This is a genomic window from Bradyrhizobium sp. IC3195 (assembly GCF_020193585.1).
Classification (GTDB): domain Bacteria; phylum Pseudomonadota; class Alphaproteobacteria; order Rhizobiales; family Xanthobacteraceae; genus Bradyrhizobium; species Bradyrhizobium yuanmingense.
In genome coordinates this window covers 126,308-152,462 of sequence record NZ_JADYVG010000004.1, presented here as the reverse complement: position 1 = coordinate 152,462, position 26,155 = coordinate 126,308, and the positions used below count along the sequence as shown (strand labels likewise).

Here is a 26,155-nt window from a genome sequence, read left to right as displayed (position 1 = left end):
CGCCAGCCTCTCTCCGCGTCAGGCACATACACGCTGTCATCGCCCGGTTCAGCGCGCCGGCTTGCGCTCGATCGGGTCGATATCGATCGCCCGGAGGCGGCCGAGGCGCAGCACGTCCATGGCGAGCCGGCGGCCGATCCGGTCGCGGTCGAGCACGCGGATCAGATCGTCGACGCCATTGATCTCGACGCCGTCGAGCCTGATCACGACGTCGCCGGGCAACAGGCCTGCCTTCGCCGCTGGTCCATCCGGCTCGATCTGCATCAGAAGCGCGCCCATCTTGTTCTCGACCCCGGCCAGCACCGCGTGCCGCCGCGGGACCGGCGCGGTCTGCCCGGCGACACCGATATAGGCGCGGCGGACATAGCCGTGGCGGATGATCTCCGACAGCACGAATTGCGCGGTGTTGCTGGCGACCGCAAAACAGATTCCCTGCGCGCCATTGATGATCGCGGTGTTGATGCCGATCACCTCGGCATGCGACGACACCAGCGGCCCGCCGGAATTGCCGGGATTGAGGGCGGCATCGGTCTGGATCACGTCCTCGATGGTGCGCCCGCTCACCGAGCGGATCGAGCGGCCGAGCGCCGAGACCACGCCGGCCGTCACGGTCGATTCGAAGCCGAGCGGATTGCCGATCGCGATCACGAGCTGGCCGCGCCGCAGGCTCTTGGAATTGCCGAGCGCGGCATAGGGCAAGTGCCGCACGCCATTGGCACGCAGCAGCGCCAGATCCGTATCGGGATCAACACCGAGCACCTGGGCGTCGCCGACATGGCCTTCGACGTCGCGCAGCCGGATCTCCTTCGACGTGCCGACCACATGACTGTTGGTGAGCACGAGCCCATCCGGCGAGATCACGATGCCGGAGCCGAGCCCGCCGCGCTCGCGACCGTTCGACACCTTGGGGCCGGTCTCGACGCGCACGACCGCGGGCCCGACCCGGTCGGTCACGTCGATCACGGCATTGGAATAGGCGTCCAGCAGCGCCCGGTCATCGGCCGGGCCAGGCGCCGTCGTCCGCGATGACGGTGCGTCATCGGCGATATCTGAGGTGAAGTCCAACATGGCAAGAGTCCTCGAAGGCTCACACAGATGGTGGCCTGCTCCCGGAGGCGCAAGTGGCCCGCCTGGAGCGCAGGGCCGGACTGCCCAGATGGCTAGGGCGGGCGCCTCAGCGAGCCACCTCTCGCCTTGACCGGATCGAGCAGCGACCAGTCCCCCTCTGGGAGCACATGGCCCTTGGGGAATGGCGCGCGCAGCTCGAGCCCCAGCGAGCCCAGCACGCGGTCGTCGCGGTAATAGCATTGCAGCACGACACGGACGAGCGTTGCGGCGGCGGCGCCGCCGCTCTTCCGAAACTCATGCACCACCGCATCGCGTCTGGCGGCATCGAGCTCGGCAAGCGGGCCCCCGGCGAGCCGCGCCAAATGATCCAGCGCCGCCGCGACCAATTTGGTATCGCGACCGAGCGTTGCCAGCATGTCGGCCTGGATCGCGGGATCATCGGCGCCCGGCACCTTGTACTCGTCACTGGCCGGGATGATCATCGCGGCGATAGCGCGGAGATCGTCGCGCTGCCTGCGTGTCAGTTGGTTGTCTGCGGACATTACACCCTCAATCGAACAGATTGGCGAGGCGCTGCTTCATCTGGTCGGCGATGTAGAGCGCGAGGGCCTGGATGGTGGAGGTCGGGTTCACGCCGCCCGAGGTGACGAAGATGCTGCCGTCGACGATGAAGAGGTTCTTCACGTCGTGCGAGCGGCCCCATTCATTGACGACGGAACGCTCGGGATCGGTGCCCATGCGCGCAGTGCCGAGCAGGTGCCAACCGCCCCAGGGGATCGGCGAGTTGACGCAGATGTCGCTCGCGCCGGCCGTCTCGAGGAACTCGCGGCCGCGCGCCAGCGCGTGCTCCATCATCTTCCGGCTGTTCTCGCTGATGGTGTAGTCGACCTTCGGCGCGGGAATGCCGTGACTGTCCTTCAGCACCGGATCGAGCGTGACACGATTGTGCTCCTCCGGCAGATCCTCACAAATCGCGGAGAAACCTAAGCGATGGCCGTTGAGCTTGCGGAACACGCGGTGGTGATCCTCGCCCCACGGCAAGATGCCCTTTTGCTCGCTCACGACCGCTTCGAACACCGGCCCGGCCCCGCGCACGAACTGAACGCCATAGCCGCGCACGAAACCGCGCGACAGGTCGGTGTCATACCATTGCTTGCTCCACAGGCAGGTCGGCGGCGCGCGGTTGGAGTCAGTCGGCTCCTTCACATAGCCGTAGATCTGCGCATAGGGATGGAACATCAGGTTCTTGCCGACGAGGCCCGACGAATTGGCGAGACCGTTGGGGAAGCGGCCCGATGCCGAGTTGAGCAGCAGCCGCGGCGTGCCGACGCCGTTGCATGTGATGACGACGACATGCGCGGGCTGAAACTGCTCGATGCCGTCTTTGTCGTAATAGACCACGCCCGAGGCCATGCCGTTCTCGTCGGTGGTGATCTCGCGCACCCGGCAATGCGTGCGCAGCTCGACGCCGGCACGGATCGCATGCGGCCAATAGGTGATGTCGGTGGAGGATTTTGCGCCTTGCGCGCAGGCCGGCGTGCAATGCCCGAGATTGATGCAGCGCGCCCGGCCCTCGTAGTCCATCGTCGCGACCGTGGTGTCCGACGGCCACCAGTGCCAGCCGAGCTTGTTCATGGCCTTGGCGATGATGGCGCCGGACAGGCCCATCGGCTGCTGCGGCATCGGCGGATGCGTCAGCGGCGACAGCGGATCGCCCGATAGCCCCGACGTGCCCATCATGCGGTCGTTCTCTTCGAAGAACGGAGTCAATGCCTCGTAGTCGATCGGCCAGTCGTCGGCGACGCCGTCGAGCGTCTTCACCTTGAAATCGGAGGGATGCAGCCGCGGCCAGTGCGCGGTGTACATCACCGTCGAGCCGCCGACCGCGTTGTAGTTCACGACCTTGATGGGAGAGTTGTCGTCGTTGATAGGGTAGTCCTCGGGACGGCCGCGAACATTGGGGCTCGACGACCACTCGCCGTAGAACTTGGCCTCCCAGTCGCGGCCCGTGCTGGGATATTCCGCCGGGTTCATCCAGCCGCCCTGCTCCAGGCAGAGGATGTGCATCTTGGTCTCGGCCAGCGACCACGCCACCGCCGCGCCCGAAGCGCCGGCGCCGATGATCAGGACATCCACCGGGTCTTTCATCGCAACCTTGTCCTCCCCCTCGCCGCTTACCGGGCGATTCGGCCTTGCGCGGTCAGCGAGGCCGGCGAAACGATACGGGCAGAGCGCCGGCGGAGTAAAGCGGCGGGGCCGGAATGTCGCACTTCGCGAGGCGCAGACCATTGGTCTCGCCACATCCGGATGCTAGGAACGGGGCGCACGAGCCATCGATAGCGAGACCGTATGTCCTTCCAGAAAATCTTTGCAGCCGCCCGCGCTTTTGCGCTCGTTTCGTTTCTCGCCTTGTCCGGATTTCTGGCCTTGTCCGGACCAGTTTCCGCGCTGACCGGCGCCGCGACGGCCCGTGACGGCAACTCGGTCCAGCTCGGCGACGTCACCTACCGGCTCGACGGCGTCGACGCGCCGGAGCTCGACCAGGTCTGCATCGACAATAAAGCCGATGCCTGGACCTGCGGCATCGAGGCCCGCGACCAGCTCGCGAAGCTCATCAACAAACGAACGGTGCGCTGCGACGATGTCGGACCCGAGAAGAGCTTTGGCAAGCGGCACCGCGCCATCTGCACGGCCGAAGGCGACAAGGCCAGCCTGAACGAGCAGCTGATCAAGCTCGGCTTTGCCCTCGCACGCGAGCCCATGAAGGCCAACGTCAAGCCGGCAGCCACCGAGGCCAAGACGACGGCGGCGGGGATCTGGAAGGGCTGTTTTGTTGCACCGCAAGATTTCCGCAGCGGCAAGAAGGACGGCGCGCTGCTGGGCACCGCCTGCCGCCCGGACCGCGACAAGGAAATCCGCGCCGTGCTGTTTCCGGAGGAGCTGACCATGCCCCCCAATTGCAGCATCAAGGGCAAGCTCGCGGTGCGCGCCCGCGTCACCGGCAATATCGGCATCTACCATCTGCGCGGATGTCCGAGCTATCCCGCGACCACGACACCGGATCGCTGGTTCTGCTCGGAGGACGACGCCCAGGCGGCCGGCTTCCGCAAGGCCTACAATTGCCGCCGGCCAAGGTGAGCAAGCTCCCTCACGCATCCGTGAGTGGTAATCCGAGACCGTATTGATCCGGAATTGAACTTCGTCGGCGGTTGCTGCATTTGTATGCCAACGCAAGCGCCCTTGCGCGAGCGTTTCCTTGGCAGCAATCCGGCTCCGGCCGATTGTCTTTGCTTGGGCGTTTCCTCCCTAGACTTGGGCCGCTTGTCACAAGCAAGCGGCTCTTTCTTTTTGCGCGGCTGTCACTGCATCCGCATGATCTGGTCCATCGGCGGCATGTTGGCGTTGAGATTCGCCATGATCCAGACCGTGCCGCCGACCACCAGGAACACCACCAGCAGACCGAAGGCGAGCGCCAGCACGTTGTTGGTGTTATCGGGGCCGGTGGTGATGTGCAGGAAGAACACCAGATGCACGCCCATCTGTGCGATCGCGAGCACGATCAGCGCGACGGGAATCGAGGGCTGCCAGACCAAGTCCGTGCCGGCGATGAAGAACGACGTCGCCGTGAGCAGCAGCGCGAGCACGAGCCCGACGACGTAACCGAGGATCCTTGCGCCGACGCTATGCTCTTCTTCCTCGCCCGGCGCGAGGTCGCGTTTGACCATCCCATGCGTCTGCTCACTCATGGCGCGCTCCCGAGCAGGTAAACGACGGAGAACACTGCGACCCAGACGATGTCGAGCGCGTGCCAGAACAGCGCAAAGCACGTCATCCGGCGCAAGATGTCCGCGCGAAAGCCCTTGGCGAACACCTGGGCCATCATGGTGAGAAGCCACAGCACGCCGGCGGAGACGTGAAGGCCATGGCAGCCGACCAGCGAGAAGAACGCGGTCAGGAACGCACTGCGTGACGGGCCATAGCCGCGCGCGATGAGGTCGGCAAATTCGCGAAACTCGAGAACGAGGAATATCAGCCCGAGCACGCAGGTCACGGTCATGCTAAGATAAAACCAGAACCGGTTGCGCACGTCGGCGGCGATGCTGGCCATGCCGCAGGTGAAGCTCGACAACAGCAGGCAGACCGTCTCGATCGCCACGTTCCTCTGCTCGAAGATCTCCGCGCCCTTGGGGCCGCCGGCGGTCTGGCCTGACAGCACCGCATAGGCCGCGAAGAAGCAGGAGAACATCACGATGTCGGAGAGCAGGAAGATCCAGAAGCCGTAGGCGGTCACGATCCGCTTCGGCGCGGGGCCGGGATGCTCGATGACGAGGCCGATATGATGGGGATCGGCGTGCGCGTGGCTTGCGGTCGCGGTCATCGCCATCAGACTGCTCCCGCCATGCTGACGAGGTTGCGCCGTTCCTCGATGTTGCTGCGGTCGATGCGGGCGACCTCCTCGGCCGGGATGACGTATTCGTCATGGTCGCGCCAGGCGAACACGACGAAGGTCGCCCAAGCGCCCAAGCCGCCCAGGATCACCATCCACCAGATGTGCCAGATCAGCGCGAATCCCATGATGGTGGCGAAGAAGGCACAGACGAATCCGGTCGGGGAATTCCGGGGCATCTCGATATCCTGATAATCCGGCGTCTTATGCGCGAGCGATTGCTGCCTCGCGCGCGCCTTCATATCCCAATAGGCGTCCTCGCCGCGCACATCGGGATTGAAGGCGAAGTTGAACACCGGCGGCGGCGACGAGGTTGCCCATTCCAGCGAGCGCCCGTCCCAGGGATCGCCGGTGCGGTCGCGCAACGCCTCGCGATTGCGGATGCTGACGACGAGCTGCACGATCTGACAGATCACCCCGATCGTCAGCACCGCCACGCCGACCGCCGCAACGATCATCCAGGGCCGCCAGGCCGCGACGTCGTAGTGCTGCATGCGCCGGGTCATGCCGAGCATGCCGGCAATGTAGAGCGGCATGAAGGTTATGAAGAAACCGATGAAGGTGAACCAGAACGCGGCCTTGCCCCAGCGTTCGTCGAGACGGAACCCGAACGCCTTCGGGAACCAGTACTCGAAGCCGGCAAAAACACCGAACAGCACGCCGCCGATGATCACGTTGTGGAAGTGCGCCACCAGGAACATGCTGTTGTGGAGCATGAAGTCGGCCGGCGGCACCGCGAGCAGCACGCCGGTCAGTCCGCCGATGAGAAACGTCACCATGAAGCCGACCGACCACAACATTGGTGTCGCAAAACGGATGCGGCCGCCATACATCGTGAACAGCCAATTGTAGATCTTCACGCCGGTCGGTATCGCAATGATCATGCTGGCGATGCCGAAGATGGCATTGACGTTGGGACCTGCGCCCATCGTGAAGAAGTGGTGCAGCCAGACCATGAAGGAGACGACACAGATCGCCATGGTCGCGAGCACCATGGAGCGGTAGCCGAATAGCGCCTTGCCGGAGAAGGTCGAGACCACCTCGGAGAAGATGCCGAAGGCGGGCAGCACCAGGATGTAGACCTCGGGATGGCCCCAGGCCCAGATCAGGTTCATGAACATCATGACGTTGCCGCCGGCCTCGTTGGTGAAGAAGTGGAAGCCGAGATAGCGGTCGAGCAGCAGCATCGCCAGCGTCGCGGTAAGGATCGGGAACGCCGCGACGATGAGGAGGTTCGAGGCCAGAGTGGTCCAGCAGAACATCGGCATGCGCAGGTAGTTCATGCCCTTGGTGCGCAGCTTCAGCACGGTGGTGACGAGATTGATGCCGGCCACCAGCGTGCCGAGGCCGGAAATCTGCAGCGACCAAGCGTAATAGTCGACGCCGACGCCGGGCGAATAGGACAGTTCCGACAGCGGCGGAAAGGCGAGCCAGCCGGTGCGCGCGAATTCGCCGACCACGAGCGAGATATTGACCAAGAGCGCGCCGGTCGCCGTCAGCCAGAAGCCGACCGAATTGAGCGTCGGGAAGGCGACGTCGCGCACGCCGAGCTGGAGCGGTACGATGAGGTTCATCAGCCCGATCACGAACGGCATCGCCACGAAGAAGATCATGATGGTGCCGTGCGCGGAGAAGATCTGGTTGTAGTGCTCCGGCGGCAGATAGCCCTGCGACTGATACGCCACAGCCTGCTGGATCCGCATCATGATGGCGTCGCTGCCGCCGCGCAGCAGCATGACCGAGGCGAGCAGGATGTACATGACACCGATGCGCTTGTGGTCGACGCTGGTGATCCATTCGCGCCAGAGATAGGGCAGATGTCCCTTCACCACGACCCAGCCCAGCACGCCGAGGATCGCGACCAGCACCACCGCGCCGGCCACGAGCGGAATCGGCTGGTCGAGCGGGATGGCCGACCAATCGAGCTTACCGAGCATCATGGCCTCCACTGTGCGACCGGCCTGCTTCGGACGCGAGGGCCGGCCCGGGCCCCGGCGGAATATGCTGGGTCGCGATCAAATCGAACAGGCGCGGATCGTCGAGGCGGTAGACCGGCCTGCCCTTCTCAATGCCCTGCTGCATCAGCTTCTTGTAGCTGTCCTCGTTCAGCACCGCGTCCGTCTTAGCCGTGTTCGCCACCCAGTCCGGGAAGGCGAGCGGCGAGATCACGTTGACGTCGAACATCATGTCCGGGAAACCGTCGCCGGAGAAATGCGCGGACAGGCCCTGAAGCTTGCCTTCGTTGTCGGCGCGCAGGTTCAGCTTCGTCACCATGCCGTTCATGGTGTAGATCATGCTGCCGAGCTGCGGGATGAAGAACGTGTTCATCACGCTCGATGACGTCAGCTGGAAATTCAGCTCGGCGCCGGCCGGCACCGTCAGCGTGTTGACGGTGGCGATGCGCTGGTCCGGATAGATGAACAGCCATTTCCAGTCGAGCGAGACCGCCTGGATCCGCACTGGGCTGCCGGTGCCCGGCACGGGCGCGGCGGGATCGAGCTGGTGCGAGCCGATCCAGGCGACGCCGCCGAGCAGGATCACGGTGAGCGCCGGAATAGACCACACCACCATCTCGACGCGGCCGGAATAGACGAACTCCGGCTGGTAGCGCGCCCTCGGATTCGAGGCGCGAAACCAGAACGCGAAAGCCAGAATCGCGAAAATGGTCGGCACCACGATCACGAGCATGATGAAGACCGAATCGACCAAAATAGTTCTATTGGCCGCAGCCACGGGCCCTTGCGGATCGAGCAGATTCATCGGCAAGCCACTGGTGGTTGGGAAGCCCCGAGACTGAGCCTAGCGCGGGAAAGGCTCCGCGACAAACGCTGCGAGGCCGGAACGGTTCCTCGACCGCAACGGCCAGCCATGCGCGATGGACCGGCCGCCACATGCAATTCCGTGCGATGTCAATGACATGAACGCGGAAAGCGCGCTCTTCTCTCCCAGGAGCGCGATTGCTAGTCTGCACGAAAATAATGACAAGGAAGGGAGTAAACCGAGATGCGCTTGAAGGACAAGGTCGCGATCGTCGTCGGCGCCGGGCAAAGCCCCGGCGAAGGCATGGGCAACGGCCGCGCGACCGCGCTCACCTTCGCGCGCGAGGGCGCCAAGGTCTTGTGTGTCGACCACCATCTGGAATCGGCGCAGGAGACGGTCACGATGATCACCGCGAAAGGCGGCACGGCGGCGGCCTTCAAGGCGGACGTGACCAAGGCTGCGGATATCAAGGCGATGGTTGCGGACGCGCAATCGCGCTGGGAACGTATCGACGTGCTGCACAACAATGTCGGCGTCAGCCTCGCCGGTGGCGATGCCGAGCTGCTGCAATTGACCGAGGAGGCATTCGATCGCGTCGTCGCGATCAATCTGAAGAGCTGCATCCTCGCCGCGAAGGAAGTGATCCCGATCATGCGCGCGCAGAGAAGCGGCGCCATCATCAACATCTCGTCGATGGCCGCGATCACCACCTATCCTTACGTCGCCTACAAGGCGACGAAGTCGGCGATGATCGCCTTCACCGAACAGGTCGCCTACCAGAACGCCGAATACGGCATCCGCGCCAACGTCATCCTGCCCGGCCTGATGAACACGCCGATGGCCGTCGACACCCGCGCCCGCGAATGGCACAAGACCCGCGCCGAGGTCGAAGCCGAACGCGACAGCAAGGTGCCGCTGCGCAGAAAGATGGGTACGGGCTGGGACGTCGCCAACGCCGCGCTGTTCCTGGCGAGCGATGAGGCGAATTTCATCACCGGTGTGACGCTGCCGGTGGATGGTGGTGCGAGCGTGAGACGGGGATGAGGTGCTCTTCTTCCTTCTCCCCTTGTGGGAGAAGGTGGCGCAAAGCGCCGGATGAGGGGTTCTCTCTACACCTGAGACTGCTCGTGACGATAGATACCCCTCACCCGGCTTCGCGTTCGCGAAGCCACCCTCTCCCACAAGGGGAGAGGGTGCAGCGTCACCGCGGCGCGCTTGTCACCCACCAGATCGTGCCGTTGCCATCTTCCGAGATCAGCAGCGATCCATCTTTCGCCACCGCCACTCCCACCGGCCTGCCCCACACTTCCGTATCGTTCACGACGAACCCGGTGACGAAATCCTCGTACTCGCCGGTCGGCTTGCCGTCCTTCATGCGGATGCGGATCACCTTGTAGCCGGTGCGTTTCGACCTATTCCAGGAGCCGTGCTGGGCGGCGAAGGCGTCGCCCTGGTATTCGGGCGGAAACTGCGCGCCCTGGTAGAAGGTCATGCCGAGTGAGGCCGAGTGCGGCTGGATCAGCACATCGGGCACCGTCACCTTGTCCTTGAGATCCGGCCGCGCGCCGGCATGGCGCGGGTCTTCATTGCCACCGATATAGAACCATGGCCAGCCGTAGAACGCGCCTTCCTTCACGCTCGTGACGTAATCGGGCACGAGGTCGTCGCCGAGACCGTCGCGCTCATTGGTCGAGCACCAGGGCAGACCGGTCTGCGGCTGGATCGCGAGGCCGACGCAGTTGCGGATACCGGTGGCATGGATCTTTCGCTCCCTGCCGTCAGGGTTGAAGGCCAGCACCGCGCCGCGCTCGAGCTCGCTGGCCCATGTGGCGCCGAGCGGCTGCGTCTTCGCCCACGCCTCCATCCCGCCGGGCGGCGTGCCCATGCCTTCGGCGACGTTGCTGAGCGAACCCACCGACACCAGCATACGCTTGTTGTCGGGAGTGAAGACGATATCGCGGGTGGAATGGCCCCCATCCGGCAGGCTTGCGACAACCGTCTCCGCTTTGCCGCGCGCCTTGAGATCGCCGGCCTTGTAGGGAAAGCGAACGACGCTGTCGGTGTTGGCGACATAGACCCATTGCGGATTGTCGCCGTTCGGAAAGAAAGCGATGCCGAACGGCTGCCGCAGGCCGCTGGCGAAGATCTCGTTGGTCGCGACCTTGCCGCCCTCGCCCGCGCGCAGCACCCGAACGGTGCCGGCGCGTGTTTCCGCGACGAACACATCGCCATTCGGCGCCACGCGGATGATGCGCGGCGCACGCAGGCCTTCGGCGAACAGCTCGATCTTGAAGCCGGCCGGCACTTGGAGCTGGGCTTCCGGCGGACGCGGCACCACGCGCGACGAGCTCGCAACCGATCGCGTGGCGCCGGGCCTGACCAGATCCTGCGGCCGGATCAGCCTGACCGTGCCGGGCTTGTCGGCGCGCCAATCGCCATAGGCATCCTTGCCCTGCAACACGGGCTCGGCGTGTGCGCCGGCCGCAGCAGCAGCCAGCAGCGCTGCGAGCATCGCCACGAACCTTATCCTGTCGCTCAATTCGTCGTCCTCCGCCTTGGGCGTGTCGTGCGTCAACGCCGATCACCCGCAAAAGGTCTCTCGGCGAGTTTGGCGCCTGCCGAATCCCACGTCAGTTCATGCCCGCACGATGTGCATCAGCCGCAGTCCATCATACTGGAAAATGCGGTTGAACGGTGCGACACATTGTGAGGGCGGCGATCGCCGGTTACGGTCATGGAGGCTGCGGCATCCAGGTCGCGCCGGATGAGGAGATCATGTGGGGATCCGTCATATCGGAATGGGCGAGCCTGCTGCTGCGCTGGCTGCACGTGGTGGCCGCAATCGCCTGGATCGGCAGTTCCTTCTATTTCATCGCCCTCGACCTCAGCCTGAAGCCGAAGGCCGACCTGCCGGGCGGCGTGCAGGGCGAGGCCTGGCAGGTCCATGGCGGCGGCTTCTACCGGATCATGAAATACCTGGTCGCGCCCAGCCAGATGCCGGACGAGCTGACCTGGTTCAAATGGGAGGCCTACACGACCTGGCTGTCCGGCTTCGCGCTGATGGTGGTGGTGTATTATCTCGAGGCCGACCTGTTCCTGGTCGACAAGTCGATCCTCGACCTCACATCATTCCAGGCCGGACTGTTCAGCTTCTGCAGCCTGGCGCTGGCGTGGCTGCTCTATGAGGCCGCCTGCCGCACCGGGCTCGCCCAGCGCGAACTGCCTTTCGCCATCGGCGGCTATCTGTTCCTGGTCGCACTCACTTACGCCTTCACCCATGTGCTGAGCGGACGCGGCGCCTTCAACCAGATCGGCGCGATCATCGGCACCATCATGGTCGCCAACGTCTTCACGCTGATCATTCCGAACCAGAAGAAGATCGTGGCCAGCCTGATCGCCGGACAGGCGCCTGACCCCAAGCTCGGCAAGGCCAGCAAGGAACGCTCGGTCCACAACAATTACCTGACGCTTCCCGTCGTCGTGCTGATGATCAGCAATCACTACCCCCTGCTCTACGCCACGCGCTTCAACTGGATTATCGTCGCGATCGTCCTGGCGCTCGGGCCGGTGATCCGCCACTTCTTCAACGAGCGTCATGCCGGGCGCAAATCGCCCTGGTGGGTGTGGGGCGTGGCCGCGGCCGGCGTGATTGCGATCCTCCTCCTCTCCGCCGCCGGACCGCGCGAGGTGAAGACGGGCGCATTGTCGGCGCCCGTCACGGCCGCCAATGTCGAGGAGATCGTGATGTCCCGCTGCAGCATGTGCCACGCGGCCGAGCCGGTCTGGGCCGGCATCGTCACCGCGCCGAAGGGCATTGTGCTCGACACGCCCGAGCACATCCATCGCAACATCCGCCTGATCGGACGGGTCGCGGCCTGGTCGAATTCGATGCCGCCGGGCAACATCACGGAAATGACCGGCGAGGAGCGCGCCGTCCTCGCGGCTTACCTCGAGCAGGCGCGCTGAAGCGTGTCGGAGGATGCCTCGCGCGGAATGAAATTCCGCTTCTCTCGCGGAATTGAAAATGACTTGACGGCCCATCCGGCGTAGACATGGCCGGCAGCCGCCGGCGCGGCGCAAAATCAGCTTGCAATCGGGGAATAACAACAGTGGCCCTCAAGAACGTCATCGGTATCGACCACGCCGTCGTCATGGTGAAGGACCTCGACAAGGCCGCCGAGAACTACAGACAACTCGGCTTCACGGTCTCGCCGCGCGGCACCCACAGCGCGCATATGGGCACCGGCAATTACACCATCATGTTCGACCCCGATTACATGGAGCTGCTCGGCGTGCTCGTGGCGACCGAGCACAATGCGCCGGCCCGCGCCTTCGTCGAGCGCCATGGCGAGGGCATCGAGCGCATCGCTTTCACCGCAGTCGATAGCGCCGCCGGCGCCGAGGAGATCCGTGCACGGGGCCTCGAGCCGATCGGCCCGACCGATTTCGAACGCCCTGTCACGCTGCCAGATGGCACGATCTGGGCGGCTAAATTCCGCACCTTCATGTGGCCGACGGCTGAAGCGCCGGGCGGCGTGCGCATCTTCGCCTGCCAGCACAAGACCCGCGAGACCGTGTGGATCCCCGAGCTGATGACCCACGCCAATGCGGCCAAGCGGATCAAGCAGACGCTGATCGCAACGCCAGAGCCCGCCAAGGAGGCCGCGCATCTCGCCCGCCTGATCGACCGCGAGGCGAAGACCGACGCGGACGGCGCCGTCATCGTGCCCTCCGGCGGCGATCGCGCCGACTTCGTCTATTTGACGCTGGACCAGCTCGCCAAGCGTTATCCCGGCGTGTCGCTGAATGGCCTCTCAGAGCGCGGTGCCGCCGCGCTGGTGCTGGTCAGCGGCGATCTCGCCGCGACCGAGAAGGCGCTGGGGCCAGCCGCCGTGCGCAGCGGAGCTGCGATCTGCGTGCCGCCGGCCAAGGCCAACGGCACCCTGCTCGCCTTCATTGCCGGCTGATTTGAACCAATTCTTTAACGGGCGTTTACCCGGCGGCTGTAGACTTCCCGGTCATCAAGCCACCGGGGCCAAATGCATGTTCAAAGAGGGATCGCCGATCGCCTATGACGCGCCGGCCGAGCTGAAGAAATGGCCGTCGCTGAAGGGCGAGCGGCAGAAGGATCGCGGGCCGCCCTATCTCGTCTACAACGGCACGCTCGCCGAATGCGTCCGCGAGCTCATGGGCAAGCCGATCAAGGGCATCTCGCTCTACGACATCATGACGACGCCGCAGGCCGCCTTCGATCAAAACGTGCTGTCGCCCGGCGACGCCGCGGAGATCGCGATGCGCAAGAATTTTCCGAAGGACTAGTTCGCGGCACGCTTCGCAGCGGGCGTGCCCTGCCGCTTCGATGAGGATTCCGTCGGCGCATCGAGGAAGACGACGGGCATGCCGCGCTTCACGTTCTCGCCGAGCACACGCGCGTCCCAATTGGTGAGCCGAACGCAGCCGTGCGACGCCGACTTGCTGACCTTGTCGGGCTCTGCCGTTCCGTGGATGCCGTAGCCCTGCGCCGACAGGCCGATCCAGTATGCGCCCACCGGATTGTTCGGACCCGGCTTGATGTCGAACGGTCTCTTGGACTTGACGCTCTTGAACTTGTAGTCGGGATTGTAGCGGTAGGTCGGCAGCTCGTGGCTGGCGGTGACCTTCAGCGTTCCGGTTGGCGTCGGGCGATCCGGACTGCCGACTGACGCCGGATAGAACGCCAGCAGAGCGCCGCTTGCGTCGAACGCTTTCAAGGTCCCGTTGGTCTTATCGACTTCGAGCCGGGCAATGCGCGGCAACTCGCGCCGCGCCGGAACATTGGCAACCACGATCGTCTCTCCGGCCTTGTCGAACGCCTTGCCCGGATTGAGCACCTTGAGCAGATCCGCGCTCATGTGGAATTTCTCGGCAAGTCCTTCGAGCGGGCTGGTGTAGCTCAGCGCATCCAGCGACTTCATGTCATCGAGCTTGGCCGGCAGCTTCTTTAAGAACGGTCCCTTCACGTCGGGGTCGGTGATCTTGTAGTCGACGAGAATCGGGCCCTCGCTCGCTGCAGTCAGCTTGTCCCAGAGCTCCGGCGCCACAACCTTGTCGGATGCGATGCCGTTCTGCTCCGCGAACGCCTTGAGCGCCTTCTGCGCGTTCTCGCCGAACTTGCCGTCGATCTCGCCGGGCGAAAATTGCGCGCGATCGAGCAGCACCTGAAGCTTCACCACGGCTGCATTCAGCTTGTCGGTGGCCGGCGGCTTCGCAGGACGCGCAGCCTCGTTCACCGCAGCCCGATCGAGATTGCCTGCGAGCGCCGGGCCGGCGAGCCACAGCGACATCACCGCGCCTAGTATCCATCGCATCGTCATCGCGCATCCCATTCGCAAACAGCCCGCAAAGCCGCGGAGAGTTTCTCTTCGGGAACACCGTAGTAACACCGAAGGAACCGACGAGATCGCAGCTTTGCCGCAATCGGACGGTTAAGAACTTCCTATCGCCGGCGCATCGCTGGCCGTTCCATCCCACAGTTCGAGGTTCTCCCAGGAAATGCGATTTGTCGTCGCGGCTTGCGCCGCGTTTCTGCTTCTGATGTGCGATCTCGATCCGTCGGCATCCCGCCAAGCATCACGTTTCGACACCACTGTTCTCAAGAACAATCATGCCTCGTCACTTGTTCCGGTGGTCGAGCTCTTCGTCGCCAGCGTGCAAGCGATCGAGCTTGCCAACGCGCACGCGGCTTACGAGCAGGTGATCGAGCCACCGCGCGCGGTTGAGCCGGTGGTGCAGGCGGAGCCCTCGCCAACCGAACGATTTTGTCACGCGCTGCGCGAGGCCGCCGAGTCCAGCGGCATTCCGGTGCCGTTCTTCGCGCGCCTGATCTGGCAGGAGAGCCGCTTCAAGTCCAACGAGGTCAGCCATGCTGGCGCGCAGGGCGTCGCGCAGTTCATGCCGGGGACGGCCGCCGAGGTCGGGCTCGACGATCCCTTCGATCCGATGAAGGCCCTGCCGGCGTCGGCAAAATTCCTGCGCAAGCTGCGCGACGATTTCGGCAATCTCGGCCTTGCTGCCGCGGCCTACAATGCCGGTCCCGGCCGCATCCAGAAATGGCTTGCCAGGCAGAGCGAGCTGCCGCGCGAAACGCGTGACTATGTCCGGATCATCACCGGCACCAAGGCCGAAGACTGGACCGAACGGTCGGAGGCACTCGCGATCCGCATCGACCTGCCGCGCGAAGCGCCATGCGAAGGCATCGGCAGTCTCTCGAAGGCCAAGGACGTCGCCTGGGTTCCGGTGAACCTGACGCCTTCGGTGGCGAACATCATTCGCAAGGCGGAGCAAGTCGCGGCGCGCGTGACGACGAAGGGCGCCCGCAAGCGGCTCGCCACACTGTTGCGGAAGAATGTCACGGCTCCCGGCAAGGCCCGCAGCATGATCGCGGCACGCGCGGCCGGAAAGAGCGCGAAGGCTCGCGCCGTTCGTCTCGCATCGCGCGAACGGACGTCAGGCTAACGATCGGAGCCGCTCGCTTGCGGCGGCTCCGACCCAAATCGACCTAGTCGATCTCCTCGATCACCCGCCGCTCGCGCGGCTCGATGACATAGGTCCGGGTGTCGCGGTGGATGTAGCGATATTCACGCAAGCCCGGCGCATCGCGGTAGACCGTGGTCGGGAACTCCTCGACCTCGACGCTCTCGGGAAGACGGTCACCGACGCGGATCTCACTGCGCGCCGTGCTGCCGGTGGTCCGCACTTCCTTGCGCCCCTCGGTACGGGTTTTCGCATGCTTGCGGATCACCTCGCGATCGCGATCCGAGAACTTGCTGGCGCTACGCTCGCGCGTGGTCGTCGTTGTCGCCGTGGACTGGCCTGAATACGGCAGCACCGTCACGATCTTGTAGGTCGCCGGATCGACCACGACGATCTGATCTTTCACCAGCGCAAAGCTGTAGCCGCGATATTGCGGCACGATCTCGACGACGTCGGGCGGCAGCGTCGAGAGGTGCACGTCGCGCGGCACCACCGTGCCGACGTTCAGCGCGAAATTGACGTTGGTCAGCGGCCGCACGTTGAGGTGCGAGATCGACGCGCTGATCTTGGTCTCCTGCTGCTTGTTGAGGTTGACGTCGGTCTGGGCGGCCGCCTGGTTGCTCGTCGGCGCAGACGGTGCCTGCTGGGCCTGGTTGGTTCCAGATGCGGCCGGTGCCTGCTGGGCTTGATTGCTGGCCGGCGGCGGATTGGACCGGTCCTGTGCCTGGTTGGTGTTCGCAGCTGGCGGGTTGGCGCTCTGCTGCGTTGCAGGCTGGTTACCGGCTGCATTGGAATTCGCCGTCCCGCTCTGCGACTGCGCAGTCGAGCCCGTATTGGCGGTGCCGGAGCCGGACGATGGTGGATTGGTCTGCGTGGTCTGGGCCGGCGTTCCCGACGACGGGGATTGCTGCGGTTGCGATGTGGTCTGCTGCTTGTCGGTCGCGCTCGACGGCGAGGTCGTGGATGGCGCGGTGGAGTTCGACTGGGACTGCGGCGTCTGCTGAGACGGCGGATTCGTGCTGGGCGATTGCGCAAACGCGGCGCTCGCCAGCACCACCCCCAATGCGGTGGTTGCCAACAGGCGGATCATGGTTCACTCCCTTTCATCAAATGAACATTGGCTACTAACCTGCGCTAGGACGCGCAGTTCCACTTTTTCCCGAGGGAAGGCCGCGGCTCTTTTTCTGCGGAACCTGCAATGCCATCGAAGAGTGCCGGGATCATCGCTTATCGCAAGCGTGGGAACATCGAGGTGCTCCTGGTCCATCCCGGAGGGCCGTTCTGGCGCAACAAGGATCTCGGCGCATGGTCGATCCCGAAAGGCGAGTACGCGGACGGAGATGACGCAGAGGCCGCTGCGCGACGGGAGTTCGCCGAGGAGCTGGGACAGGAGCTTTCCATGCCGTTCACCCCGCTCGGCCAGGTCAGGCAGCGCGGGGGCAAGCTCGTCACTGCCTTCGCGGCCGAGCTCGATCTCGACGTGCGCAGCATTCGCAGCAACACGTTCGAGATGGAATGGCCGCCGCGCAGCGGCAAGCGGCAGGCCTTTCCGGAAGTCGACCGCGCCGAATGGTTCACGCTCGACGCGGCGCAGGAGAAGATCAATGCAGGACAGCGTCCGCTGCTCGACCGGCTTAAGCTGCTGATGGGCAGATAGCGCGTCGCGCCCTATTCCGCCTTGATGTTCGCCGCCGCGACCACCTCTGCGAGCTCCTTCGTCTCCTTGGCGATCTTCGCGGCGTAGTCGGCCGGGCTGAGCACGCTGACGACGCCTTGCGCGCCGAGCTTCTCCTCGGCCGAGGGATCCTTGGCGGCGGCGACGATCTCCCGATGCAGGGTTTCCAGGATCGGCGCGGGTGTTGCCTTGGGCATGAAGAAGCCGACCCAGAACGAGATGTCGAATCCGGGATAGCCGGCTTCCGCCACGGTCGGCACGTCGGGCAGCGCCGGCAGCCGCTCGGCCGAGGACACCGCCAGCGCGCGCAGCTTGCCGGCCTTGACCAGCGGCACGGCGGAGAGCGGATCGAACACCGCCAGCACCTCCTGCGCGAGAATGCCGACCTCGGCGGCCGAGCCGCCGCGATAGGGCACATGGATCAGCTTGATGCCGGCCTTCTGGCTGAGCAGCTCCATGGCGAGATGGGCGAGATTGCCGTTGCCGCCCGAGCCGTAGGCGAGCGCGCCGGGCGCGGCCTTCGCCGCAGCGACGAGATCGGCCACCGACTTGACGTTCGCCGTCTTGGGATTCTCGGGATTGACGACGAGGACGAGCGGCGCCGAGACCACTGTGGTGAGCGGCGCAAAATCGACTTGCGGATCGTAGCGGATGTCCTTGAACAGCGTCTTGTTCAGCGTGATCGTCGACGAGTTGCAGGCGAGCATGGCGTAGCCGTCCGCATCGGCGCGCGCGACGCCTTCGGCCGCGATCATGCCGTTGGCGCCGGCGCGGTTCTCGACGACGAAGGGCTGGCCGAGCTTGTTGCTGAGCCGATCGCCAATGATGCGCGCGACGACGTCGACCGGGCCGCCCGCACTGAAGCCGACCATGATCTTGACCGGCCGCGACGGATATTTCTGCGCGAGAGCCTCTGTCGCCGGCGCCAAGGCGCATAGAGCTGCGATGACTGCCAGCAGGCGGGCGGTTCGTTGCATTCGTTCTCTCCCAGACCTCTTGGCGCCGCTTGTGCATGCTTGTTGGTGCGACGCCGTAGAAGTCATGAATAGCGGCCGTGCCGGATTTCGCAATCGCGTTTGAGCGCCGGCATTCCGCCGCACGGCACGTGTGTGCCGCTTCCAAAACAAAAGTGCGAAAACAACCCCTTGCACAGTAGACCGCCCCTTTCAGAACAAAGGCTTGCGCAGGGCCGAGGAAATTTTTCGGATTTACGAAATAAATTCTGTCGCGTCGGGCAAAACAGTGCCATAATGCCATCATCGCAACGGTCGCGAGCGTCACGGCCTGCCGGCCCGGACCCGTGCCGACGCGGTTGCGCCTAAACCCTTCATCGACATTCCGAAATCCGCATTCGCGCGCAGCGGCGAACGGCCGTTCGCGCTTGCGCGCTCAAAGGACACATGCCCATGACGACAGCTCTCGAACGCCACATCCCCTCGCCGCTCGCGGCATCCGATCGCAGCGTCCCCGCCGCGACCCCGCGCGTAAAACTCTACAAGCGGCGCATTGCGATCAGCCATCCCGACCCACAGGCCGGCGAGCGGCTGCTGGCCGAGGCGCTCGGCGCCGCCGACCGCGACGCGATGCACGGCATGCTGAGGCAATTGGTCAAGGCCAGCGTGGTCGGGCAGAAGCCGGATGAGGCCAATCTCGCCTTCATGATCTCGACCATCAGGAGCATCGCGCCGAAGGATTCCATCGAGGCCATGCTGGTGTCGCAGATGGTGTCGGTGCACATGGCGGCGATGCGCTGTGCCTGCCGGCTCGCCTGCACCGACGATCTCGCACAGCAAGAGGGCGTCGCCCGCGCGTTGACCCGACTCTCCCGCACCTTCGCCGCCCAGGTCGAAGCGCTGAACCGTCATCGCAATAGCGACGAGCGCGCGATCACGGTGCAGAATTTGTCCGTGCAGGACGGCGGACGGGCGATCGTGGGCAACGTCACGCAGCATGCCAGCATGATCATTGCGGAGGCTGGCGCAATGGAGACGACTTCGAATGCAGAAACGGGCGCAGGCCGCGAGGTCCATACGAGTGGCGCCTGCGTATGACCGGCGATCACATCCGTCATACCGATGCAATGCAGTCGAGCCCGCGCTGCGGGGCGCAGACGCGCCGCGGTCTCGCGTGCCGCGCGCCAGCCGTGCACGGCAAGCGCCGCTGCCGCATGCATGGCGGCGCGCCGAGATCGGGCGCTCCGAAGGGCAACCGGAATGCATATCAACATGGAATGTGCACACCGGACGCCCGCGCCGAGCGACACCGGATGAAGGCCTTGCTGGAGGACGCTTGGAAGCTGCTGATCGAGTTGAAATAGATTGCGGCCCAGGAGCGACGCGGATGACGCCATTCCGGCGCGAGACATGACCTCAAGAAAACGAAGCTCTGATGGAGCCTTAAGCCAAAAAGCTCGGTGCCGCAGCCATAGAACTAGGGCCGTGTATTTGCCGGAGCCACAGGGACAATCTGCAGCCCAGCTGCGTTCAGCGCTTCAGTGATTTGCTTGGCCAGCAGCTTGGCTTCCTCAGTGCCGATTTGAGCGTCGGGAAGCCGCTCGAAGAACGCACAAAGCGTCGTCGCTATGATGGTATTGACCTGGTGCGCATCAACCATTTGCTGCACGCGACATTAAGAATGACTTCACCGGCGCGGCGGTCGCCTGCCGGGCCGTGGCGGGTCATCGCAAGCCGAAGAACGAAAGAATGACGGCGATCACAACGATGAGCCCTATGAGGTAGATCAGACTGTTCATCGCAATTCTCCTTTCCCACGTGATGGGTTGGATTCATTCGAGGGTCGTCGCTGCGTCCCTGGCACTACCTTGCTGAACGGCCAGCTTTTCGAGCTCCACTTCCTTCTCGATGGCCGCCAGAGAGTTGCCGATCTTGTCGACGATCCTGACCAGATCGGCATTGGAGATGCGAAGCCGCCTGCGGACCGACTTGACCTGCTCAGCGTTCGCAAGATCGAGCGTCGTGCGAATGGGCCGTGGCGGTCTCGAGGACAGCATGATCAGGTCTCCCTAACCTAGGTAAGAGAGACGATGTCTCCTTTGTTCCTACGTTCGCCAACGGAAGCTCCCAAGAGCGAAGATGATGCAACCGTCGCGCGCACCGCGGAGACGCCCACAACACTTTATCCCCGCGGCGCAACGCCATGACTCCCTACCAGGCTGAGTGCCGTCTCGAAGGTGGTGCGTTGCAATGCGGCTAACCTCTCGGCAATGGCATTGCTCGAGAGGTCGAGTACCAGTCCGAGGTCACATTCCGGCATGAGGGGGGCGCGCTGCCGCCATTGGCACCCGCCCCCTCAATCCTGTAACCCACCCTAAAACCTTCTCGGGACGGGACGCTCATGACCAATGCCGACGACGACGCGGGCACCGCCACCCGCGCGCTGATCTTCGCGCTGGTCGCGCTCGCCTGCGGCCACATGCTGTCGACCCTGCTGCGCACCATTCCGGCGGTGAGCCTCGACCTGATGGCGGCGGATTTCCACATCGAGCCGCAGGCGCTGGCGAGCCTCACGTCGGTCTACCACTTTGCCTTTGCAGCCTCGCAGATCCCGGTCGGCGCGGCGATGGACCGGTTCGGCGTGCGGCCGGTGTCGCTCGCCCTGCTGGCGGGAACCGTGTTCGGCGCGATGGCCTCGGGGTTTGCGACGGGGCCCGAGAGCTTCGCCGTCGGGCAACTGCTGCTCGGCGTCGCCACCTCGGGCATGCTGATGTGCCCGATGACGCTCGCAGCCAAGCAATTGTCGGCGGCGCGATTCGGATTGTGGTCGGGCGCCATCCTCTCGATCGGCAATATCGGCATGCTGCTGTCGGCGAGCCCGCTCGCTTTCGTGATCGATACTTACGGCTGGCGCGCCGGGTTCTGGATCTCCGCAATCGGCGGCATCCTCGTCGCGCTGGCGGTGTTCGTACTGGTGCCGCACCAGCCGGCCGAGCACAAGGACGAGTCCTCGCCGCTGTCGCAGATGATCGATGTGGTCAGGCTCGGCCTGTCACGGCCGCTGCGCGGCGTGATCGCGCTGGCGATGGTGTCGCTGGCGAGCACGCTGGTGCTGCGCGGCCTGTGGGGAGGACCCTGGCTGATGGAGATCAAGGGCCTGACGCGGATCGAGGCCGGCAACCAGCTCGGCGCGTTCACGCTGGCGATGATCGCAGGCCCGCTGCTCGTCGGCATGATCGACCGCAGGCTCGGCCGCCGCCGCGAGCTGGTCGCCGGCACGCATGCGATCGCGGCGCTACTGCTCGCGCTGATGGCGCTGGGAGCGCCGCACTTTGCCGTTGCATGGCTGTTCGGCGTGAACGTCATGCCGCCCTCCTACGATCTGGCATTGTTCGTGCTCATCGGGCTCTTCACCTCGGCGCAGCCGCTGCTGTTCGGCATGTCCAGGCAACTCGTCGATGCGCAGGTCGCCGGCAAGGCGCTTGCGGCCGTCAATCTCGCCTTCTTTCTCGGCACTGCGCTGATGCAATCCGTCACCGGCGCGGTGGCCGCGCTCGCGGGGCTGCCGGCGGTGCTGCTGTTCATGGCGGCGGCACTGGCCGTAGGCGTGCTGATTTTCTTGATCTACACGCAGCGCGTCTGAGCCCCTTGCGAAATGCGGAAGCGCAGGAGATGCTGCGCCGCCATCCGCATCAAGGGAATTCGAGTCCATGCCTGTCGACACCAAAGCCGCCACCGATCGTCTCATGCGCTTCCTCGCCGTGGAGGGCGTCACCGGGCAGGAGGCGGCGATCGGGCGGGAGCTCACGGCTGCGCTGAAGGAGAGCGGTGTGCCGGCGAAGGCGATCCGGCTCGATGACGCCAACACGCGCATTCCGGTGCCGACCGAGACCGGCAACCTCATCGTCGACCTGCCCGGCCGCGGCGCGCTGCACAACCATCCACGCATCATGTTCATGACCCACATGGACACGGTGCCGCTGTGCGCCGGTGCCAAGCCAAAGTTGACGGGGCGCAAGATCGTCAACGACGCCAAGACCGCGCTCGGCGGCGACAATCGCTGCGGCTGCGGCGTGCTGGTGACGCTGGCCGCCGAGCTCCAAAAGCAGAAGCTCGATCATCCGCCGATCACGCTGTTGTTCTGCGTGCGCGAGGAGAGCGGGCTCTATGGCGCGCGGCACGTCAAGCTCGACGAGCTCGGCAAGCCCGTGATGGCGTTCAACTATGACGGCGGCTCGGCCTCCAACGTCGTGATCGGGGCCGTCGGCGCCGACCGTTGGACCGTCGAGATCTTCGGCCGCGCCTCGCATGCCGGCGTCGCACCCGAGCGCGGCATCTCCTCGACCATGATCATGGCGCTGGCGCTTGCGGACGTGAAGGCCGGCGGCTGGTTCGGCAAGGTCGTGAAGGGCAAGAGGCAAGGCACCAGCAATGTCGGCCCGGTCACCGGCGGCGAAGGCCGCCCCGCGGGCGATGCCACCAACGTCGTCACCGACTACGTGCACGTGCGCGGCGAGAGCCGCAGCCATGACGGAAAATTCTTCAAGGAGATCACCAAGGCCTACAAGGCCGCGTTCGAGAAGGCGGCCAAGAAGGTCACCAACGCGCAAGGCAAGTCCGGCAAGGTCAAGTTCAAGGCCGAGACCGACTATTATCCGTTCCGCATGAAGGAGAACCTGCCGGTGGTCAAACGCGCGATCGAGGCGGTGTCTGCGGTGGGCGGAACGGCGAACGTGCGCGCCGCCAATGGCGGCCTGGACGCCAACTGGATGGTCCGCCACGGCGTTCCGACCGTGACCTTCGGTGCCGGCCAGAACGAGGCGCACACGGTCGACGAATGGATCAATCTCGACGAATACGACCGCGCCTGCGCGCTGGCGGTGCAGCTGGCGACGATGCGGTGAGATGGCAAACGGCACGTCATAGCGCTTTAACACGGCTCTGATCTAACGGGTCGATCGCGGCTTCCGTGAAGTCCGCGCCTGTCCCGTGCTGCCATCGATGGCGAGCACCGTCACGCGGTTCCTCGGCCGCAATCAAACCGAGTCAGGAGCAAACCTCCGCCATCAACTCCAAGTAGATTCAGATCCAAGCGTGACCGCAGTGCGTCTCGCCGAGACCTCCGCTGTTTTCAGAGTCACGTGACTGACATGAAATGGGAGTGATGCGCCATGCGCACGATGCCGAACGACACCCTGATTCTTACCTTTCCGGACTTCAGCCAAACCGCGACCATCGTCGGGGATCCCAACTTCCCGATCGACGGCTGGGGCGGGAACGACACGGTGACGGCAACCATCCTCAACGCGGACGTGTTCGTTACGCTGATCGGCGAAGACACGGTCATGCAGGGCAATTCCCACGGCGGCAACGACACGCTCACGGCGAACGTGGATTATCCCTTCAGCGGCGCCACCATTATGGGCGACGCCGAGACCATGTTGGGCAATGCTGCAGGCGGCAGCGACACGCTCACCGCCGACGCCGGCGGCAATTTCCGCTCCAACATCTCCATTTACGGAGATGCCGGAGGCGACATGTCGGGCAACACGCAAGGCGGCAATGACACGCTGACAGGCGTGACCGGTGGGCGCGCCTTCGAGAACGTGTTCAGCGGCGATGCCGGGGGATCCATGAGCGACAACGCGCATGGCGGCAACGACACGCTGAACGTATTCGAATATGCATACGAAAGCACGGCGACCCTCAGTGGGGATGCCATCGGTGCCATGACCGGCAATACAATCGGTGGCAACGACGACCTCACGCTCGGCATCAGCAGCGGCATGGCGATCGGAGGTGGAACGCTGGCCGGCGATTCGCTCACGTCATTGACCGACAATGCCCAGGGTGGCAACGATACCCTGACCTTCGTGACGAATGGCGGCGAGCCGCCGCCGGCCGTCTACGGCTCCCAGCTGATTGGCGACGCCATGAACATGTCCGGCAGTGCGCGTGGCGGCAATGACATCCTCAATGGCGGAGAGTTCACTGATCATCTCTACGGCGATGCGCGGACTTATGCGCCATCTACCCCTGGCTCTATCACCGGCGGCACGGACACGCTGAACGGCGGCGCGGGTAATGATCAGCTGTGGGGCGGACCGAACAACGATGTTTTCGTCTTCACGGCCGGCTCCGGCAACGACGTCATCAACGACTTCAATCAAGGCAACATCGCGGTCGGCAGCACCGCGGGGGAACTCGACGTGATCAACCTGCACGACTACGGTTTTGCCGACTGGGCGACCCTGTCCGGCCTCATCAGCGATGACAGCTCGGGCAATGCGGTGATTCAGCTCACTGCCAATGACACCATCACCCTGAGCGGAGTGCATGCGGCCTCGCTGGAGGCGACTGACTTCATAGTCTAGCGTAAGGTGGGTTAGCCCCGCGGATTGCGCGAAGCGCAAACCGCTAGGCGTAACCCACCACTGTTCGTATCCGCAGAGACAGAAGAGGTGGGTTACGCCAGCGGACTGCGCTTCGCGCATCCGCTAGGTAACCCACCCTACGAAGAAGAAGAACCAAAGACAGGGAGGCACCATGCCACGCATCGCAAACATCGAGACCGGGCTCTACCGGATCCCCCTCCCCATCACCCTGTCGGACTCCACGCATGGCGACATGACGGCGTTCGAGCTGATCACCTGCCGCATCCGCGATGCCGATGGCGCCGAGGGCGTCGGCTACACCTATACGGTCGGGCGCAACGGCGGGGCTGTGGCCGACATTCTCAAGCGCGAGATCCCGCCGCTGGTCGAAGGACGCGAGGCCGACGATACCGAGGCGATCTGGCATCATGTCTGGTGGGGGCTGCATTATGGCGGGCGCGGCGGGCCGGCGGTGCTGGCGCTCTCGGCACTCGACATCGCGCTGTGGGATCTGAAGGCGCGCCGCGCCAAGCTGCCGCTGTACCGCCTGCTCGGCGGTTTCGATGCGCATGTGCCGTGCTACGCCGGCGGCATCGACCTCGATCTCTCCGTCGATGCGCTGCTGAGGCAGACCGACGGCAATCTCGCCAAGGGCTTTCGCGCCATCAAGATGAAGGTCGGCCGGCCCGACCTCAAGTCCGATGTCGCGCGCATCTCCGCGATGCGGCAGCATCTCGGCGACGGCTTTGCGCTGATGGCGGATGCCAACATGAAATGGACGGTCGAGGAGGCGATCCGCGCCGCGCGTGCTTTCGTTCCTTTCGACCTCACCTGGCTCGAGGAGCCGATCATCCCCGACGACGTCGCGGGCCATGTGCGTATCATGCAGGCGGGCGGCGTGCCGATCGCAGCGGGCGAGAATCTGCGCTCGCTGTGGGAGTTCAAGAACTACATCGCCAGTGGCGCGGTGTCCTACCCGGAGCCCGACGTCACCAATTGCGGCGGCGTCAGCGCGTTCATGAAGATCGCGCGGCTCGCGGAAGCGTTCAACCTGCCCGTCACCAGCCATGGCGCGCATGACATCACCGTGCACCTGCTCGCGGCCTGCCCGAACCGATCCTATCTGGAGGCGCACGGCTTCGGGCTCGACAAGTATATCGAGCATCCGCTGGTGCTGAAGGACGGGATGGCGCTGGCGCCGGACAGGCCCGGGCACGGGATCGGGTTTGACTGGAAGGGGCTGGCGAAGCTGGCGCCTTAGGGCACCGTCATGCCCGGGCCTGCGCGGCCGAAGCCGCTACGGCGCGGCGAAGGCCCGGGCATCCACGTTCTTTTCAGCTGCGAAGCAAGACGTGGATGGCCGGGT

At 64.7% G+C, this 26,155-nt stretch carries 26 protein-coding genes; 13 read left to right on the top strand and 13 right to left on the bottom strand.

What is annotated here, in order from left to right; translation table 11 throughout:
• Positions 1-48: 48 nt before the first annotated feature.
• The 3 genes from I6F09_RS11095 to I6F09_RS11085 form a co-directional block, all read right to left on the bottom strand.
• Positions 49-1,068 (bottom strand): trypsin-like peptidase domain-containing protein, encoded by a 1,020-nt coding sequence (locus I6F09_RS11095; protein ID WP_036026003.1) that lies wholly within the window; start codon positions 1,066-1,068, stop codon positions 49-51.
• Between the two features lie 92 nt (positions 1,069-1,160).
• Positions 1,161-1,610, bottom strand: a complete 450-nt coding sequence (locus tag I6F09_RS11090) for a gluconate 2-dehydrogenase subunit 3 family protein (protein WP_225155448.1) — start codon at positions 1,608-1,610, stop codon at positions 1,161-1,163.
• A 7-nt stretch (positions 1,611-1,617) separates the two neighbouring features.
• Positions 1,618-3,216: a GMC family oxidoreductase gene (locus tag I6F09_RS11085; protein ID WP_225188050.1), complete on the bottom strand. Its 1,599-nt coding sequence runs from the start codon at positions 3,214-3,216 to the stop codon at positions 1,618-1,620.
• Positions 3,217-3,417: 201 nt separating this feature from the next.
• Here I6F09_RS11085 and I6F09_RS11080 point away from each other — a divergent pair, with 201 nt between their 5' ends.
• Positions 3,418-4,206, top strand: coding sequence for a thermonuclease family protein (locus I6F09_RS11080; protein WP_109144585.1), 789 nt, complete (start codon positions 3,418-3,420; stop codon positions 4,204-4,206).
• A 221-nt stretch (positions 4,207-4,427) separates the two neighbouring features.
• Here I6F09_RS11080 and cyoD read toward each other — a convergent pair whose 3' ends face one another.
• The 4 genes from cyoD to I6F09_RS11060 are packed head-to-tail and all read right to left on the bottom strand — an operon-like array spanning position 4,428 to position 8,275.
• Positions 4,428-4,814 (bottom strand): cytochrome o ubiquinol oxidase subunit IV, encoded by a 387-nt coding sequence (gene cyoD / locus I6F09_RS11075; protein WP_036026014.1) that lies wholly within the window; start codon positions 4,812-4,814, stop codon positions 4,428-4,430.
• A complete protein-coding gene (locus tag I6F09_RS11070; protein ID WP_036037890.1) occupies positions 4,811-5,452 on the bottom strand; it encodes a cytochrome (ubi)quinol oxidase subunit III in 642 nt (213 codons plus the stop codon). Before I6F09_RS11070 ends, cyoD begins: the two co-directional genes overlap by 4 nt.
• Complete coding sequence (gene cyoB / locus I6F09_RS11065; RefSeq protein WP_225188049.1) at positions 5,452-7,452, bottom strand: cytochrome o ubiquinol oxidase subunit I; 2,001 nt, start codon at positions 7,450-7,452, stop codon at positions 5,452-5,454. The genes I6F09_RS11070 and cyoB overlap by 1 nt, the downstream gene beginning before the upstream one ends.
• The gene (locus I6F09_RS11060) at positions 7,442-8,275 is read right to left on the bottom strand and encodes a ubiquinol oxidase subunit II (RefSeq protein ID WP_036026020.1); all 834 of its coding nucleotides are present in this window, start codon (positions 8,273-8,275) and stop codon (positions 7,442-7,444) included. Before I6F09_RS11060 ends, cyoB begins: the two co-directional genes overlap by 11 nt.
• Before the next feature lie 243 nt (positions 8,276-8,518).
• On the opposite strand from I6F09_RS11060, the gene I6F09_RS11055 reads away from it, so the two are divergent.
• On the top strand, positions 8,519-9,319 hold the full coding sequence (locus I6F09_RS11055) for an SDR family NAD(P)-dependent oxidoreductase (protein ID WP_225188048.1): 801 nt from the start codon (positions 8,519-8,521) through the stop codon (positions 9,317-9,319).
• 157 nt (positions 9,320-9,476) lie between these two features.
• Here the strand turns inward: I6F09_RS11055 and I6F09_RS11050 are convergent, their stop codons facing one another.
• The gene (locus I6F09_RS11050) at positions 9,477-10,787 is read right to left on the bottom strand and encodes a sorbosone dehydrogenase family protein (RefSeq protein ID WP_225188192.1); all 1,311 of its coding nucleotides are present in this window, start codon (positions 10,785-10,787) and stop codon (positions 9,477-9,479) included.
• Positions 10,788-11,050: 263 nt separating this feature from the next.
• On the opposite strand from I6F09_RS11050, the gene I6F09_RS11045 reads away from it, so the two are divergent.
• The 3 genes from I6F09_RS11045 (at position 11,051) to I6F09_RS11035 (ending at position 13,594) form a co-directional block, all read left to right on the top strand.
• Complete coding sequence (locus I6F09_RS11045; RefSeq protein ID WP_036004266.1) at positions 11,051-12,241, top strand: urate hydroxylase PuuD; 1,191 nt, start codon at positions 11,051-11,053, stop codon at positions 12,239-12,241.
• Between the two features lie 143 nt (positions 12,242-12,384).
• Positions 12,385-13,242, top strand: a complete 858-nt coding sequence (locus I6F09_RS11040; protein WP_225188047.1) for a VOC family protein — start codon at positions 12,385-12,387, stop codon at positions 13,240-13,242.
• A 76-nt stretch (positions 13,243-13,318) separates the two neighbouring features.
• Complete coding sequence (locus I6F09_RS11035; protein WP_225188046.1) at positions 13,319-13,594, top strand: hypothetical protein; 276 nt, start codon at positions 13,319-13,321, stop codon at positions 13,592-13,594.
• On the opposite strand, the gene I6F09_RS11030 is transcribed toward I6F09_RS11035, so the two are convergent.
• On the bottom strand, positions 13,591-14,628 hold the full coding sequence (locus I6F09_RS11030) for a L,D-transpeptidase family protein (RefSeq protein ID WP_225188045.1): 1,038 nt from the start codon (positions 14,626-14,628) through the stop codon (positions 13,591-13,593). The genes I6F09_RS11035 and I6F09_RS11030 overlap by 4 nt on opposite strands.
• A gap of 178 nt (positions 14,629-14,806) precedes the next feature.
• Here I6F09_RS11030 and I6F09_RS11025 point away from each other — a divergent pair, with 178 nt between their 5' ends.
• Complete coding sequence (locus I6F09_RS11025) at positions 14,807-15,769, top strand: lytic transglycosylase domain-containing protein (protein ID WP_225146164.1); 963 nt, start codon at positions 14,807-14,809, stop codon at positions 15,767-15,769.
• Positions 15,770-15,812: 43 nt separating this feature from the next.
• Here I6F09_RS11025 and I6F09_RS11020 read toward each other — a convergent pair whose 3' ends face one another.
• Complete coding sequence (locus I6F09_RS11020; protein ID WP_225188044.1) at positions 15,813-16,877, bottom strand: DUF1236 domain-containing protein; 1,065 nt, start codon at positions 16,875-16,877, stop codon at positions 15,813-15,815.
• A gap of 108 nt (positions 16,878-16,985) precedes the next feature.
• Between I6F09_RS11020 and I6F09_RS11015 the strand changes: the two genes are divergently transcribed.
• A complete protein-coding gene (locus I6F09_RS11015) occupies positions 16,986-17,444 on the top strand; it encodes an NUDIX domain-containing protein (protein ID WP_225188043.1) in 459 nt (152 codons plus the stop codon).
• Positions 17,445-17,455: 11 nt separating this feature from the next.
• Here the strand turns inward: I6F09_RS11015 and I6F09_RS11010 are convergent, their stop codons facing one another.
• Positions 17,456-18,439, bottom strand: a complete 984-nt coding sequence (locus I6F09_RS11010) for a tripartite tricarboxylate transporter substrate binding protein (protein ID WP_225127499.1) — start codon at positions 18,437-18,439, stop codon at positions 17,456-17,458.
• A 429-nt stretch (positions 18,440-18,868) separates the two neighbouring features.
• On the opposite strand from I6F09_RS11010, the gene I6F09_RS11005 reads away from it, so the two are divergent.
• Positions 18,869-19,513, top strand: coding sequence for a hypothetical protein (locus tag I6F09_RS11005; protein WP_225188042.1), 645 nt, complete (start codon positions 18,869-18,871; stop codon positions 19,511-19,513).
• Entirely contained in the window at positions 19,510-19,779 is a 270-nt protein-coding gene (locus tag I6F09_RS11000; RefSeq protein ID WP_036026046.1) for an HGGxSTG domain-containing protein, read from the top strand. Before I6F09_RS11005 ends, I6F09_RS11000 begins: the two co-directional genes overlap by 4 nt.
• A 113-nt stretch (positions 19,780-19,892) precedes the next feature.
• Here I6F09_RS11000 and I6F09_RS10995 read toward each other — a convergent pair whose 3' ends face one another.
• Both I6F09_RS10995 and I6F09_RS10990 read right to left on the bottom strand, forming a co-directional pair.
• Complete coding sequence (locus tag I6F09_RS10995) at positions 19,893-20,075, bottom strand: hypothetical protein (RefSeq protein ID WP_036037914.1); 183 nt, start codon at positions 20,073-20,075, stop codon at positions 19,893-19,895.
• Positions 20,076-20,247: 172 nt separating this feature from the next.
• Entirely contained in the window at positions 20,248-20,472 is a 225-nt protein-coding gene (locus I6F09_RS10990; protein ID WP_036026050.1) for a DUF3606 domain-containing protein, read from the bottom strand.
• Positions 20,473-20,816: 344 nt separating this feature from the next.
• Between I6F09_RS10990 and I6F09_RS10985 the strand changes: the two genes are divergently transcribed.
• The 4 genes from I6F09_RS10985 (at position 20,817) to I6F09_RS10970 (ending at position 26,050) form a co-directional block, all read left to right on the top strand.
• Complete coding sequence (locus tag I6F09_RS10985) at positions 20,817-22,058, top strand: MFS transporter (RefSeq protein ID WP_036026052.1); 1,242 nt, start codon at positions 20,817-20,819, stop codon at positions 22,056-22,058.
• Between the two features lie 67 nt (positions 22,059-22,125).
• Positions 22,126-23,319 (top strand): M20/M25/M40 family metallo-hydrolase, encoded by a 1,194-nt coding sequence (locus I6F09_RS10980; protein WP_225127508.1) that lies wholly within the window; start codon positions 22,126-22,128, stop codon positions 23,317-23,319.
• A gap of 267 nt (positions 23,320-23,586) precedes the next feature.
• Positions 23,587-24,789: a hypothetical protein gene (locus I6F09_RS10975; protein WP_074447521.1), complete on the top strand. Its 1,203-nt coding sequence runs from the start codon at positions 23,587-23,589 to the stop codon at positions 24,787-24,789.
• Positions 24,790-24,961: 172 nt separating this feature from the next.
• On the top strand, positions 24,962-26,050 hold the full coding sequence (locus tag I6F09_RS10970) for a mandelate racemase/muconate lactonizing enzyme family protein (RefSeq protein ID WP_225188041.1): 1,089 nt from the start codon (positions 24,962-24,964) through the stop codon (positions 26,048-26,050).
• Positions 26,051-26,155: the final 105 nt, after the last annotated feature.

What these genes read in the sequence shown, in the direction of transcription:
- I6F09_RS11095 (WP_036026003.1), bottom strand. Translation starts at nt 1,068, where the DNA reads ATGTTGGACTTCACCTCAGATATCGCCGATGACGCACCGTCATCGCGG.
- I6F09_RS11090 (WP_225155448.1), bottom strand. Translation starts at nt 1,610, where the DNA reads ATGTCCGCAGACAACCAACTGACACGCAGGCAGCGCGACGATCTCCGC.
- I6F09_RS11085 (WP_225188050.1), bottom strand. Translation starts at nt 3,216, where the DNA reads ATGAAAGACCCGGTGGATGTCCTGATCATCGGCGCCGGCGCTTCGGGC.
- I6F09_RS11080 (WP_109144585.1), top strand. Translation starts at nt 3,418, where the DNA reads ATGTCCTTCCAGAAAATCTTTGCAGCCGCCCGCGCTTTTGCGCTCGTT.
- cyoD (WP_036026014.1), bottom strand. Translation starts at nt 4,814, where the DNA reads ATGAGTGAGCAGACGCATGGGATGGTCAAACGCGACCTCGCGCCGGGC.
- I6F09_RS11070 (WP_036037890.1), bottom strand. Translation starts at nt 5,452, where the DNA reads ATGGCGATGACCGCGACCGCAAGCCACGCGCACGCCGATCCCCATCAT.
- cyoB (WP_225188049.1), bottom strand. Translation starts at nt 7,452, where the DNA reads ATGCTCGGTAAGCTCGATTGGTCGGCCATCCCGCTCGACCAGCCGATT.
- I6F09_RS11060 (WP_036026020.1), bottom strand. Translation starts at nt 8,275, where the DNA reads ATGAATCTGCTCGATCCGCAAGGGCCCGTGGCTGCGGCCAATAGAACT.
- I6F09_RS11055 (WP_225188048.1), top strand. Translation starts at nt 8,519, where the DNA reads ATGCGCTTGAAGGACAAGGTCGCGATCGTCGTCGGCGCCGGGCAAAGC.
- I6F09_RS11050 (WP_225188192.1), bottom strand. Translation starts at nt 10,787, where the DNA reads ATGCTCGCAGCGCTGCTGGCTGCTGCTGCGGCCGGCGCACACGCCGAG.
- I6F09_RS11045 (WP_036004266.1), top strand. Translation starts at nt 11,051, where the DNA reads ATGTGGGGATCCGTCATATCGGAATGGGCGAGCCTGCTGCTGCGCTGG.
- I6F09_RS11035 (WP_225188046.1), top strand. Translation starts at nt 13,319, where the DNA reads ATGTTCAAAGAGGGATCGCCGATCGCCTATGACGCGCCGGCCGAGCTG.
- I6F09_RS11030 (WP_225188045.1), bottom strand. Translation starts at nt 14,628, where the DNA reads ATGACGATGCGATGGATACTAGGCGCGGTGATGTCGCTGTGGCTCGCC.
- I6F09_RS11025 (WP_225146164.1), top strand. Translation starts at nt 14,807, where the DNA reads ATGCGATTTGTCGTCGCGGCTTGCGCCGCGTTTCTGCTTCTGATGTGC.
- I6F09_RS11020 (WP_225188044.1), bottom strand. Translation starts at nt 16,877, where the DNA reads ATGATCCGCCTGTTGGCAACCACCGCATTGGGGGTGGTGCTGGCGAGC.
- I6F09_RS11015 (WP_225188043.1), top strand. Translation starts at nt 16,986, where the DNA reads ATGCCATCGAAGAGTGCCGGGATCATCGCTTATCGCAAGCGTGGGAAC.
- I6F09_RS11010 (WP_225127499.1), bottom strand. Translation starts at nt 18,439, where the DNA reads ATGCAACGAACCGCCCGCCTGCTGGCAGTCATCGCAGCTCTATGCGCC.
- I6F09_RS11005 (WP_225188042.1), top strand. Translation starts at nt 18,869, where the DNA reads ATGACGACAGCTCTCGAACGCCACATCCCCTCGCCGCTCGCGGCATCC.
- I6F09_RS11000 (WP_036026046.1), top strand. Translation starts at nt 19,510, where the DNA reads ATGACCGGCGATCACATCCGTCATACCGATGCAATGCAGTCGAGCCCG.
- I6F09_RS10995 (WP_036037914.1), bottom strand. Translation starts at nt 20,075, where the DNA reads ATGGTTGATGCGCACCAGGTCAATACCATCATAGCGACGACGCTTTGT.
- I6F09_RS10990 (WP_036026050.1), bottom strand. Translation starts at nt 20,472, where the DNA reads ATGCTGTCCTCGAGACCGCCACGGCCCATTCGCACGACGCTCGATCTT.
- I6F09_RS10985 (WP_036026052.1), top strand. Translation starts at nt 20,817, where the DNA reads ATGACCAATGCCGACGACGACGCGGGCACCGCCACCCGCGCGCTGATC.
- I6F09_RS10980 (WP_225127508.1), top strand. Translation starts at nt 22,126, where the DNA reads ATGCCTGTCGACACCAAAGCCGCCACCGATCGTCTCATGCGCTTCCTC.
- I6F09_RS10975 (WP_074447521.1), top strand. Translation starts at nt 23,587, where the DNA reads ATGCGCACGATGCCGAACGACACCCTGATTCTTACCTTTCCGGACTTC.
- I6F09_RS10970 (WP_225188041.1), top strand. Translation starts at nt 24,962, where the DNA reads ATGCCACGCATCGCAAACATCGAGACCGGGCTCTACCGGATCCCCCTC.